11 protein-coding genes and 1 pseudogene are annotated in these 12,414 nt (G+C 55.4%); 8 read left to right on the top strand and 4 right to left on the bottom strand.

Annotation, left to right across the window (positions count from 1 at the left end; genetic code table 11):
• Window positions 1–164, top strand: a 164-nt coding sequence (locus tag F7Q90_RS22575) for a transposase domain-containing protein (protein ID WP_151161046.1), incomplete at its 5' end; no start/stop codon positions are given.
• 42 nt (window positions 165–206) lie between these two features.
• Here F7Q90_RS22575 and F7Q90_RS22570 read toward each other — a convergent pair.
• Window positions 207–701 carry an RrF2 family transcriptional regulator gene (locus F7Q90_RS22570; protein WP_006119082.1) on the bottom strand — a complete coding sequence of 165 codons (495 nt, stop codon included), beginning with the start codon at window positions 699–701 and terminating at the stop codon, window positions 207–209.
• A gap of 187 nt (window positions 702–888) precedes the next feature.
• The gene (locus tag F7Q90_RS22565; protein WP_006119081.1) at window positions 889–2,073 is read right to left on the bottom strand and encodes an MFS transporter; all 1,185 of its coding nucleotides are present in this window, start codon (window positions 2,071–2,073) and stop codon (window positions 889–891) included.
• A 504-nt stretch (window positions 2,074–2,577) separates the two neighbouring features.
• On the opposite strand from F7Q90_RS22565, the gene fetA reads away from it, so the two are divergent.
• The 4 genes from fetA to tus all read left to right on the top strand — a co-directional run bounded on the left by fetA (window position 2,578) and on the right by tus (window position 6,205).
• Window positions 2,578–3,255, top strand: a complete 678-nt coding sequence (gene fetA, locus F7Q90_RS22560) for an iron efflux ABC transporter ATP-binding subunit FetA (protein ID WP_044241999.1) — start codon at window positions 2,578–2,580, stop codon at window positions 3,253–3,255.
• Window positions 3,233–4,003, top strand: coding sequence for an iron efflux ABC transporter permease subunit FetB (gene fetB, locus F7Q90_RS22555; protein ID WP_006119079.1), 771 nt, complete (start codon window positions 3,233–3,235; stop codon window positions 4,001–4,003). Before fetA ends, fetB begins: the two co-directional genes overlap by 23 nt.
• Window positions 4,004–4,328: 325 nt before the next feature.
• The gene (locus F7Q90_RS22550; RefSeq protein ID WP_006119078.1) at window positions 4,329–4,946 is read left to right on the top strand and encodes an undecaprenyl-diphosphatase; all 618 of its coding nucleotides are present in this window, start codon (window positions 4,329–4,331) and stop codon (window positions 4,944–4,946) included.
• A gap of 356 nt (window positions 4,947–5,302) precedes the next feature.
• Entirely contained in the window at window positions 5,303–6,205 is a 903-nt protein-coding gene (gene tus / locus F7Q90_RS22545; RefSeq protein ID WP_039341588.1) for a DNA replication terminus site-binding protein, read from the top strand.
• Window positions 6,206–6,238: 33 nt separating this feature from the next.
• Here the strand turns inward: tus and fumC are convergent, their stop codons facing one another.
• Window positions 6,239–7,636, bottom strand: coding sequence for a class II fumarate hydratase (fumC, locus tag F7Q90_RS22540; RefSeq protein ID WP_006119076.1), 1,398 nt, complete (start codon window positions 7,634–7,636; stop codon window positions 6,239–6,241).
• 191 nt (window positions 7,637–7,827) lie between these two features.
• Between fumC and manA the strand changes: the two genes are divergently transcribed.
• From manA to add, 3 genes are all read left to right on the top strand, one after another.
• Window positions 7,828–9,003: a mannose-6-phosphate isomerase gene (gene manA, locus F7Q90_RS22535; RefSeq protein ID WP_006119075.1), complete on the top strand. Its 1,176-nt coding sequence runs from the start codon at window positions 7,828–7,830 to the stop codon at window positions 9,001–9,003.
• A 121-nt stretch (window positions 9,004–9,124) separates the two neighbouring features.
• A complete protein-coding gene (locus F7Q90_RS22530) occupies window positions 9,125–10,624 on the top strand; it encodes a YdgA family protein (protein ID WP_006119074.1) in 1,500 nt (499 codons plus the stop codon).
• A gap of 227 nt (window positions 10,625–10,851) precedes the next feature.
• Window positions 10,852–11,847 carry an adenosine deaminase gene (gene add / locus F7Q90_RS22525; RefSeq protein ID WP_006119073.1) on the top strand — a complete coding sequence of 332 codons (996 nt, stop codon included), beginning with the start codon at window positions 10,852–10,854 and terminating at the stop codon, window positions 11,845–11,847.
• 48 nt (window positions 11,848–11,895) lie between these two features.
• Here the strand turns inward: add and F7Q90_RS22520 are convergent.
• Window positions 11,896–12,305 (bottom strand): annotated as a pseudogene (locus F7Q90_RS22520) (Gfo/Idh/MocA family oxidoreductase); the annotation flags it as partial.
• Window positions 12,306–12,414: the final 109 nt, after the last annotated feature.

Raw genomic sequence — 12,414 nt, 5'->3', positions numbered from 1 at the left:
GCGGAGAACGTGCGGCGATCCTCTACTCTCTGATCGTCACCTGCCGGCTTAACGGCGTTGACCCCGAGACGTGGTTGCGTTACGTCATCGGTCATATACAGGACTGGCCGGTGAACCGGGTCCGCGATCTGCTGCCATGGAAGGTCGAGCTTCCCTCTGCCTGAACGTCAATACGGTCTGAATGCGACGCTTACAAAAAAGCCGCATCAGCGGCTTTTTTTGCAGTCGGTATCCGGTTCCGTCACCTCAGGCTCAGGCACGGCGGTGCAGTTGCTGGTGTCGTGGGTTTTCAGCTCATTTAACGCGTCGGCGACGGTGCGCTTCGCGAGTACCGCCAGTGATGCCTGCTCGGCTTCCTCGGCAATCGATTTAAAATACCAGCACAGGTTGGCGCTGACCAGGCAACGCGGTGCCACATCCGGGCGAGCCGCCCAGAGTTTTTTATCATCTGTCACAGAGACATAAATATCACGCAGCGTGATTTCAGCTGCGGGTCTGCCCAAATGAATGGAACCCGTACGACCCAGCGTGGATACGATAATGCCATCACGGGTTAATGGGACCATTAACTTACGTATAAAGCTCGGGTTTGCTTCAAGCCCGTAAGCGAGAATCGCGCTGGTAGAGCGTTTTCCCATTTGCTCCGCCACCGCCACACTCAGAACCATTTGCAAAGCTGTCGGGAAGCGATAATCAAGCATCTTTGTATCCTGAATTGCGGTGCATTCTTGTTGTTATATAGCCGCCTAAGTGAACCAACAAACAGGGATGAATATAACAAACACTGTCACTTTTTAGAAGCAACCCACCCGCCACAAGGCACATATTCCCCACCCGGAAGCCCGCGACCGCACAAGGTGCTTATTTGCCTAGCGGTAGCGGACAGCATTAGCGCACAGATGGCGCTGGCGCTGGAAGCCGCTTTTTCAGTGCCACCACCAGCAGCAAGTTAATTACTGCCAGTGTGCACAGTAACCACAGCGTGGCTTTGGGCCCCAACGTCGCAAACACATAGCCCACGCCTAACGGCGTTATCGCCTGCCCCATTAACGCCGGACGCGCCATCCAGCCTGCCAGTACCGCGTACGCTTCAGGTTTTACCATCATCAGCGGCAAAGTGCCGCGCACAATGGTGCGTAAGCCGTTTCCCGCACCGTAAAAGATCATACTTAACAGGGCCAGTTGCGGAAACAGCGCCAGCAACAACAACCCCAGCGCCACCAGCCCCACCGAAAAAAAAGTGGTCCAGATGGGATGGCCCCCTTTAAAGGCCATATCAATGAGACGGGATGCCACCTGGCACGGCCCCAGCAGCGTACTGATTGCCAGCGCCGCCGCCATGCTGTAACCACTGGCCTGCAACAGGGTGATAAGCTGCACCGAAATGGCCGTCATAATCACCGAGGCCAGCGTGAAAATGGCGCACAACAGGTAAAACAAGACTGCGGGCAAATCCGGCGCTGTGCCGGGTGCGCTTTTACGTTTGACGGGTGAGATAAGATGGCCTTTAGGCAAAGCATAAAAATAGGCCGGTAAGACGCTGACCAGCAACAGCGCGGCGATGGCGAAACACGCGCCCCGCCAGTTCAGCCAGTGAATAAGCAGCGCGGTGGCAGGCCAGACCACGCTGGTACAAAAACCGGAAATCAGGGTTATGCCAGTAATGGCGCTGCGTGCCTGCCCACCATAGCGGGTGCCCAGCGTCGCAAACAGCGCATCATACAGCCCCATCGCCATGCCGATGCCGATGATGACCCAGGCCAGTAAAAACACCGGTAAGTGATGGCTGAATCCCATAAGGGTAAGCCCTGCCGCCATCACGATGCCATTGAGTGCCAGCATCAGGCGACCGCCCGTGCGTGCAATAAGGTGGCCACAGCGCGGAGCGAGCAACCCAGACACTAAAATGCCCAGCGATAACGCGCCGTAAACCCACTGTTGCGACCATCCGGTTTCTGCTACAACAGGCGCGGCCATGACCACCATCAGATAAAACGAACCGCCCCAGGAGAGGATCTGAACCAGGCCCAGCGTGACAATTTGCGTGACACCCGGCTTTTTAATCACGTCCATGTTGAGGATCCGTTAGCAAACAAAGTGTTTTTATAACATGTTCTGCTAAAAGGAAAAATGCCGCCGTTGGCTTTACCGCTTTTTAACGCGCCCCAACGGTCCGGTTACCAACGCGCCCCAGCGGGATTTCTTCTCCCTGTGGTGGTAGAGCACACGCAGCTAAGGCGATAAGGACATTCAAAATGTGCTGTTGCCCTGCCGCACAGTTAATCGCCCGGCAGGGTGTGAAAAAATCAGCAACCAAAATGAAAAAGGCATGTCCCGCTCAGGCCTGAGCCGAAGCGGGACGCGCGGCGTGATGTCGTTGCCCGTCTGAACCGGCTTGTGCGTTCCGTTAGCACCGGTGGTGAATTCGGCTATTCTGACTCATGGCCTGACAGGACACGGCATAAACAGGAAGATGCCAGGCCGGGCTGGAAAGCCACGCAAGGAGTAAAAGGCTGAATGCACCGCCTTTCAGATATCGACGAACCGGACTTATTAACCCCTATCCAGGAAGCAACGATGGCCCCTTCTCTGCCCCTGCTCGATGCGCAGGATGTCACCTTTTCACACGGCGGCAGACAGCTATTGCAGCCGGTCTCTTTACAGCTGTCGCCGGGCGACGTTGTCGTGCTCACCGGTGCCTCCGGCAGTGGCAAAAGTACCTTCCTGAAGATCCTTGCCTCTCTGTTAACGCCAACGACCGGAGAGATCCGCTTTCAGGGCCGCGATATCGCCACGCTCAGGGCCGAGGAATACCGTCAGCAGGTATCGTACTGTTTTCAGACGCCACAGCTTTTCGGTCAGACGGTTTATGACAACCTTGCCCTGCCCTGGCAACTTCGCCGCCAGACGCCGCCACAGGCAAAACTTAAGGCGGCGCTGGAGAGTGTTAATCTCTCGCCGGATATGCTGAATGCTGCGATTGAGCCCCTCTCTGGCGGCGAAAAGCAGCGCATTGGGCTGCTGCGCCATCTGCAGTTTGTGCCAGCCGTGCTGTTACTTGACGAAGTGACCAGCGCGCTTGATGAAGAAAACAGCCTGACGGTACAGTCGCTGATCAGGCGGCTTGTCGCAGAACACCCGATGGCCGTCGTCTGGATAAGTCACGATGTTAACGACATACAGCAGGCAGAGCATGTGCTTCGCCTCACGTCACCTGACAGGGAGAAGATGAATGCATCAGACAACAATAAGTGACAACTCGCTACTGCTGTCGCTGGTTCTGGTCCTGATGGCGTTGCTTATCAGCCAGAAAGAAAAGCTTGGCATGAGCAAAGATATTCTGTGGAGCGTCAGCCGCGCGATCGTTCAACTGGCCATCGTAGGCTATGTCCTCAAGTCGGTCTTTGATGTGAATAACGGCGGGCTGACCGTGCTGATGGTGCTGTTTATCTGCGTCAATGCGGCGCTTAATGCCCGTAAGCGCAGCCGTAACATCGGTAATGCCTTTGTGATTTCGTTCGTTGCGATCGCGAGTGGCACCGCCATTACGCTGACCATTCTGGTCATGAGCGGTGCAATCGCCTTTCTGCCTATGCAGGTCATTCCGGTTTCCGGCATGATTGCCGGCAATGCCATGGTTGCTGTGGGGCTGTGTTACAGCAACCTGAACCAGCGCTTCAGCGACAATGCCCAAAAAATTCAGGAGATGCTGAGCCTTGGCGCGCCAGTCAAACTGGCCTCGCAGCGAATCCTTGCCGAAAGCATTCGCGCCGCGATGATCCCCACCGTTGATGCCGCCAAAACTGTTGGTCTGGTGAGTTTACCCGGCATGATGTCCGGGCTGATCTTTGCGGGTGTTGACCCACTTAAGGCGATTAAGTACCAGATTATGGTTACGTTTATGCTGCTTGGCACAGCCAGTTTATCGACCATCATCGCCGTCTATTTGTCGTATCGTCGTTTTTTCACGGCCCGATCGCAGTTGAAAGTCTTAGCGAAGTGATGTTTCAGGCACCACGTCACGTTACCGACATGGTGTGTTCTTCATTCATGGGTGGGGTTAACGGTCAGGCACTGACTGAACGAGATCCCCTGTTTGTCAGGGAGAAAATGCGCGTTGCCGCTGACACATCATGCCCGCCTGAGGATACCCTGCGCTTACCGATGTAGTGTTTATGGCGGCCGCAAGGCGGGCCTCTTTCTTGAGAACGTGTTTCCGCTCATTCATCTGGCTGAACAGATGAACGCGGCGAATGACGATTAAGGTTTTATTAATCTTGCGCGGGGAAAATGGCCCTTGTCCTCTTTACCACAGAGCCCACGCGCTGATGAATACTTTGCTGGAAACCTATAATCAGGATCTGTTCCTTACCATTAATGCCCTTCCCGGCACGCCCGGCTGGCTCATCGATTTTGCGACATTCAGCGCAGAGTATCTGATCTTTCTGCTGCCGCTTATGCTGCTGATTTACTGGTTTACAGGTGGGCGCGCAGAACGCGAAACCGCCCTGTTTGCCATCGTAACGGCCATCACAGGGCTGACACTGAATTTTCTCTGTTCAGCATTCTATTTTCATCCGCGCCCTTTTATGATTCGGCTGGGTCATCTGTGGATCGATCACGCTGCGGATACGTCATTTCCCAGCGACCACGGCACGCTGTTTTTCAGTATCACGCTGGCATTATGGGCCAGGGGTAACTGGGGCTCCGGTGGCATTCTCACGCTCGTCTCACTGCTGGTTGCCTGGTCACGCATCTTTCTCGGGGTTCACTTCCCACTGGATATGGCAGGCGCGCTCGGTGTGGCGGCCGTAGCCGTGATCATCGTAACCCTGTTCTGGCGCAAAAAAGGCGAAACGCTGCTGTCATGTTGCGAAGCCGTATCAATATGTTTATTCAGCCTGCTCCCGGAACGGATTTATCAGTTGTTCAGCCGACATCCCTAATCCTGCGCCGCTTAACCCCGGTGCCTGAAGGCGGCGAGAGCGCCCGCCAGGCACCGAATAACCTTTTTTGGTTTTGTCACCGTCGGTGACCAGCCGCTTCCCGCCGGTTCTGTCTACGCTGGTGACGATGGTAATGCACCCTGTCCCGCGTGGAGCTGTCACTCGCTTTTTTCTGGTGGGCCCCATCGCACCCTGTGCTATCTTCGCCCTGCTTATGCCACAGACCGCACCATTTCAGAAAGCCTGTTTAGTATGTTGTAACTATAAAGGCGTTTGCAGCAGCGCGATCTTTCTGCCACATTGAGCATGTTGTAACTACAGGAGAGACTGCGGTGCGTTATGATTTAGTCACAGATATGCAGCAGTGCGTCAAGGATCTCGAAGAAGCCCTGGGAGCATTACGGCAGCAGATTGAGGCGCAGCCGCTGTTAATCGCCCGGGTCTTCAGTCTGCCCCCGATTGAAAAAGGGCATGAACACGATGCGATTACTCAGATTGCCGTGGAGCAGCACCTGGGCACAGAGGCGCGGGAGCGGGCGCTCAACCACTATTGCCGTCTGTTCATGCAGCACCAGTCAGAAAAGCTCAGCACTAAAGCCGCCGTGCGCCTGCCGGGTGCGCTCTGCATCGAATGCAGCGAGCAGGACGCGCAGCAGCTTACCGCGTTTATCAACAGCATCAACCAGCTGAAAGCCCGTCTTGAGCACATGATCACCGTGGAGTCCGGTCTGCCTTCCGAAGCCCGGTTCGAATTTGTGCATCAGCATTTGCGTGGCTTAATTACCCTGAATGCTTACCGGACCATCACCGCCCTTCCCGCGCCAGAGAGTGTGCGCTTTGGCTGGGCAAACAAGCAGGTCATTAAGAACGTTAAACGGGACGAGATCATCGCCCAACTGGAAAAGAGTCTGAAGGCTGGCCGTGCCCAGGCTCCCTGGACACGCGAGCAGTGGGCGGAAAAAGTGCAGCAGGAACTGGCGGATGTACGCGCCCTGCCCGCATCCGCGCGCCTGAAGATTAAACGTCCGGTGAAAGTGCAGCCGGTTGCGCGCATCTGGCGTGCGGAAGAGAAAAAGCAAACGCAGCTTGCCTGCCCGTCACCGATTCTTGTGCTGTGCCGGGATCGCACCCAGGTGCCAAAGTTAGGTGAGCTGCTGAATTACGATGCGGAGGCAATTACGCATCGCTATAAACCCGCCGCAGAACCCCTGCATTTGCTGATCCCACGGCTGCATCTCTGGGTGGACTGCCCGGTGTGATATCAGTGCTGTGCAGGCCCTGACAGACCTCACTTACGACTTCATGCTGCCCACCATGTCTTCCGGACGCACCCAGGCATCAAACTCCGCTTCCGTCAGATAGCCCAGCTTCAGCGCCGAAGCTTTCAGCGTTAAGCCTTGTTTATGGGCCTGTTTGGCAATTTCAGCGGCCTTGTCATAACCGATGTGCGTATTCAGCGCGGTGACCAGCATCAGCGACTCGTTGAGCAACTGATCAATACGCTCACGCACCGGTTCGATACCGACAGCGCAGTGGTGATTGAAACTGTCCATCCCATCCGCCAGTAAACGAACGGACTGCAGGAAGTTATGGATAATCATCGGACGATAAACGTTCAGTTCGAAGTTGCCTGATGCGCCCCCCATGTTAATCGCCACGTCATTACCCATGACCTGACAGCACAACATTGTCATCGCTTCACACTGGGTGGGGTTAACCTTGCCCGGCATGATGGAGCTGCCGGGTTCGTTTTCCGGGATAGCAATTTCGCCGATACCACAGCGCGGACCGGATGACAGCCAGCGGACATCATTAGCAATCTTCATCAGTGAAGCCGCCAGGCCTTTCAGCGCACCGTGTGCATGCACCAGCGCGTCGCAGGTGGCCAGGGCTTCAAACTTATTAGGGGCGGTCACAAACGGCTGCTCTGTCAGTTCCGCCAGGGCTTTCGCCACACGCACGGCATATTCAGGATGGGTATTCAGGCCGGTTCCCACCGCGGTGCCGCCCAGCGCCAGCTCGGCCAGATGCGGAATGCTCTGCTCAATATGTTTAAGGTTGTGCTCCAGCATGGCGACCCAGCCGGAGATCTCCTGACCGAGCGTGAGCGGCGTGGCGTCCTGCAGATGGGTACGGCCAATTTTAACGATGTCTTTAAAGGCGTCAGATTTGGCACGCAGGGTTTGCTTCAGGACGTTCAGTTGGGGAATCAGGTGCTCACGTACCGCAATGACCGCCGCAACGTGCATCGCCGTCGGGAAGACATCGTTTGAACTCTGGCTTTTATTAACGTCATCGTTGGGATGCACCAGGCGGGACATGCCGCGCTCACCGCCCAACAGCTCACTCGCACGGTTGGCCAACACTTCATTCATGTTCATGTTGGTCTGGGTGCCGGAGCCGGTCTGCCAGATCGCCAGTGGGAATTCATCGCTGTGTTTATCCGCCAGCACTTCATCAGCGGCCTGAATAATCGCCTCCGCCCGCTCCGCAGGCAGTAAGCCTAAATCCCGGTTAACGCTGGCGGCCGCGCGTTTGGTCATCGCCAGCGCGTGCACCAGCGCCACCGGCATCTTCTCTGTTGAGATACGGAAATGCTCCAGGGAGCGCTGTGTCTGTGCGCCCCAAAGTTTATCAGCCGGTACATCAATTGGCCCCATTGAATCTTTTTCAACGCGATTGGCTGCCATGACTTTCTCCTTTCACCGTTTTAAATAAACCCTTCGTTCACGCGCGGGTGTTCGCTACGCATGAAGCAGATAAACTCATACAAATTTTTAACATCATCCGAGCTTAGCATCCTTCTTGCGCTGGATATGTATTTTCCATGCCAGTTTCTGCTTTAATAAGCGCAATATTCCCATGCCAGAAAGGCAGTGAAATGAAAAAGATGAGTAATGCGGTGCAATATTATGCCTGGGGGAGCAAGACGGCATTAACCTCCCTGTATGGCATCGCCAATCCTGAAGACTTACCGATGGCGGAACTGTGGATGGGGGCGCATCCTAAAAGCCCGTCCGCCGTTGACGTTGAGGGGCAATCCCGCTCGTTACGCGATGTCATCGCGGCCCATCCGTCGCAGATGCTGGGCGACGCCGTGGCAAAACGCTTTGGCGAACTGCCCTTTTTATTTAAAGTGCTGTGTGCCGAGCAGCCGCTCTCAATTCAGGTGCACCCCAGCAAATCCGCCGCCGAAGAGGGGTTTGCGCGTGAAAATGCCGCCTCTGTACCGCTCAGTTCGCCTGAGCGTAACTATAAAGATGCCAACCATAAACCGGAGCTGGTTTACGCCTTAACGCCGTTTAAAGCCATCAATGGGTTTCGCGAGCGCAACGAGATGGTGACACTGCTCACCCCAGTGGCGGACGCGCATCCAGAGATCGCGCATTTCCTGCGCCAGCCCAGCCCCGACAACCTGGCGCAACTGTTTTCAACCCTGCTGTCGCTTCAACAGGACGAAAAAGCGCAGGCGTTAACCGTACTGAAAAACGTCGTCAGTCAGCAGACAGGCGAACCCTGGCAAACCATTCATGAGATTGCGGAATACTATCCGGATGACAGCGGGTTATTCTCGCCGCTGCTGCTCAATGTGATTACTCTGCAGCCCGGACAGGCGATGTTCCTGTTTGCGGAAACGCCGCATGCTTATCTGCATGGCGTGGCGCTGGAGGTCATGGCCAACTCCGATAACGTTTTGCGCGCTGGCCTGACGCCAAAATATATTGATATTCCGGAACTGATGGCCAACCTCAAATTTGACGAAAAGCCGGCCAGCCAGCTTCTTACACAACCGGAGATACAGCAGGATGGCGAGTATTTTCCCATTCCGGTAGACGACTTTGCTTTCTCCATTCATACGGTGAATGCGCAGCCGCTTACCCTGCATCAGGAAAGCGCGGCACTGCTGTTTTGTATTGAAGGTGAGGCCACCGTCACCAATCGCCAGCAGCAACTGATGCTAAAACCCGGCGAGTCCTGTTTCGTGGCCGCCACCGATGCGCCAGTGTCACTCACCGGCCAAGGCCGGGTGGCACGCGTGTATAACACGTTTAACTGAGACGGCTGACGCCATTGCGCTTAACTGCTATTATTTCAAACTATTAGCTAAAATGCCTGCGGGCGCTTCTTCACCCGCTGTCTGTGACACGGGTGAAATCAAGGATAAGGACGATTCAGCAATGAAAAAGACTCAAGTTGCCGTTGGTGTGGTAGTCGCTCTGGGCGTAGTCTGGACAGGCGCGGCGTGGTTTACCGGCAAAAAGCTGGAAAGCAATATGGATCAAATGATTCAAAATGCTAACGCTCAGTTAACCACCCTGGCGCCCAACAGTCGTCTGAAAGTCAGCTATCAGGATTATCAACGCGGCATTTTCAGCAGCAAAATGAATGTGGTTATCCAGGCCAGCTCTCAGACCGAAGATAATCCTCTGCTCAAGCCCGGCCAGAGCATCATCCTGAACGAGCAGATCGACCACGGCCCGTTCCCCTTCGCACAGCTGAAAAAAGCCAACCTGATCCCCAGCATGGCGTCCGTGCATACCACGCTGACCAATACCGATGCGGTCAAAAAGCTGTTTGAACTGACCAACAACCAGTCGTTTATCAACGCCGAAACGCGTGTGGGTTACAGCGGCAGCACCGACACCGCAATAAAAATTCTGCCCATCGATTATCAAAATGCGCAAACAGCGCAACGCTTAGCCACAAGCGGCGGCACGCTGAATATCAGCGCAGACAACAAAGGCGATAAAGTGGGCCTGGACAGTGACATCGACAGCATTGCCATCACCACCAAAAATCAGGTCGATCAGCCGGTGATGTTTACGCTGAACGGCCTGAAGCTGAAAGCGGATACGCATCTCACCAACGAAGGCGTACGCATTGGCGATCAGTCCATCAGCGTGGATAAAGTGGCCGCCGCAGTCAGCGGTCAGGACGCGGTTATTCTTAACAAGATGGTCGGTGATTCCTCTTTTGATAATCAGTCCGGCAAAATCAATGGCGACATTAATTACAAAATTGACGGCGTTGAGGTGCAGAAGCAGAACCTGGGTCAGTTCGCATTAAAAATGAAGCTGTCACAGTTTGATGCGCAAAGCGTTAAAGCGTTCTCGGATAACTACAACGCTCAGCTGACCACCCTGATGAACCAGCCTGGCGTGGAAGACGATCCGGTGCGTTTCCAGAACGGTGTGCGCGCGATCCTGCTGAACAATTTGCCGACCCTGCTGAAAGGGGCCCCGTCCATCAGCATCGCACCACTGAGCTGGAAGAACGATAAAGGCGAGAGTACTTTCAACCTGAATGCCCACTTTAACGATCCGTCCACGGTGACAGGCGAACCGCAGACGCTGGCGGCATCCGTTGATCGCGTGCTGAAAACGCTGGATCTGAAGCTGTCTGTCAACATGCCGATGGCGACGGAAACCATGCGCCATATTGGCCTGGCTGAAGGTTATCAGGCTGACGACGCGCAGAAACTGGCCGATCAGCAGGTTAAAGGGCTGGCAGCGATGGGCCAGATGTTCCGTCTGACACAAACGCAGGACAACAACATCGTTACCAGCCTGCAGTATGCCAACGGTCAGGTGAACATGAACGGCGATAAGATGTCGCTGGAGCAGTTCATGTCACGCTATATGCTTGGCGTCCCGACAAACGAAGGCATGCCGCAATAAGGTCAACCTTTTCGATCAAGGCGGCCCTGGCCGCCTTTTTTACGTCACTGCATCGCCCGCTTTTCTCTCCCGATTCGCTCTTATCAGGCGGCCTGCGCGGCGTTCCCGTTTATAAAGTGAACAGTTAACCCCTGCCTTTCACACTTGTTGCGCAAATCACTGGCGTTGTTGCGCAAGATATTTTTATAATGCTCTGCACTTTACAGATATCCAGACGAGTGCACTCCATGATTGATTCAACGCTTCCCCTTACCGACATTCACCGCCACCTTGATGGCAACATCCGTGCACAAACCATCCTTGATTTAGGCCGCCAGTTTAACCTGACCTTACCGGCGGATACGCTGGACACCCTGCGTCCGCATGTTCAGGTCACCGAAACGCAACCGGATCTGGTCAGCTTTCTGCAAAAGCTGGACTGGGGCGTGAAAGTGCTGGGCGATCTTGACGCCTGTCAGCGTATCGCGCGTGAGAACGTCGAGGATGCCGCCCGCGCCGGGATTCACTATGCCGAGCTGCGCTTTTCACCCGGCTACATGGCGATGACCCACCATCTGCCCATTGCCGGTGTGGTTGAGGCGGTGATTGATGGCGTAAAGGCCGCCTGCCAGCAGCATGATATCACCGTGCGCTTAACGGGCATCATGAGCCGGACTTTTGGCGAACAGGCCTGTCTGAATGAACTGAACGGCTTCCTCGCCCATCGCGACCATATTACCGCCGTGGATTTGGCCGGGGATGAACTCGGTGCGCCGGGCCACCGTTTTCTGAGCCACTTCCGACGCGCCCGCGATGCCGGTTTTCATATTACCGTGCATGCCGGTGAAGCCGCAGGCCCGGAAAGTATCTGGCAGGCGATTCGTGATCTGGGCGCTGAACGCATCGGTCATGGTGTGAAGGCTATTGAAGATCGCGCGCTGATGGACTATCTGGCGGAAAACGGTATTGGTATCGAATCCTGCCTGACCTCCAATATCCAGACCAGCACCGTCGCCTCGCTGGCGCAGCATCCGCTGAAGACGTTCCTGGAGCATGGCGTGCTGGCGACCATCAACACCGACGATCCCGCCGTACAGGGCATTGAGCTGGCCCATGAGTACCTGCATGCCGCCCCGGCTGCGGGACTGAGCCAGGCGCAAATGCGTCAGGCACAGGACAACGGCCTGACTATCGCGTTTTTAAGCGCGGCAGAAAAAGCCGCCATCCGGGCGAAAGTGCAGTAAGCATAAAAAAGGCCGCGTTATTCGCGGCCTTTTTAGCGCTGAAAGCGCTTATTTTAGCGACATCGTCTGGCGTTTTTCCGCCGACTGGAGCCCCAGCTCAATCAGTTCCATGACCTGAATGGCTTCTTCCGCCGTCACCGGATTCGCCCCGCGCCCGGTAATGGCATCACGAATCGCAGCGTAATAGGCGGGATAGTTGCCCGGCTGTGTCAGGACAGTTTTTTCATTCAGCGCGTCGCCCTCCACCTGGGTCAGCGTACCGTCACGCATGTCGTAACCCCAGTTCTCGCCCGGCGGGAAATCCCCCGCTTTCAGCCGATCTTCCTGCGGGTCCAGACCGTATTTAACGTAACTGCCGCGCGTACCGTGCACGGTATAGCGTGCGGATTCGGCCGCCACCAGCATGCTGGCGTGCAGCACCACCCGGCGCTGTGGATAGGTGTAAGCGTCACATTTAAACCGTCTGTGCAGCGGGCTCCGGTTCCGGGAAAATAGTGTCCATCATTTTTTAATGGACACTATCGCGTGAAACACCGGACATGGCTCCTTGAGGCGCTTCGCCTCCAT

Origin of the sequence: Pantoea stewartii subsp. stewartii, from assembly GCF_008801695.1 — a bacterium.
In the GTDB taxonomy this organism is placed as follows: Bacteria; Pseudomonadota; Gammaproteobacteria; order Enterobacterales; family Enterobacteriaceae; genus Pantoea; species Pantoea stewartii.
Note: the sequence above shows the minus strand (reverse complement) of the source record. Positions and strands in the feature narration are given on the sequence as shown.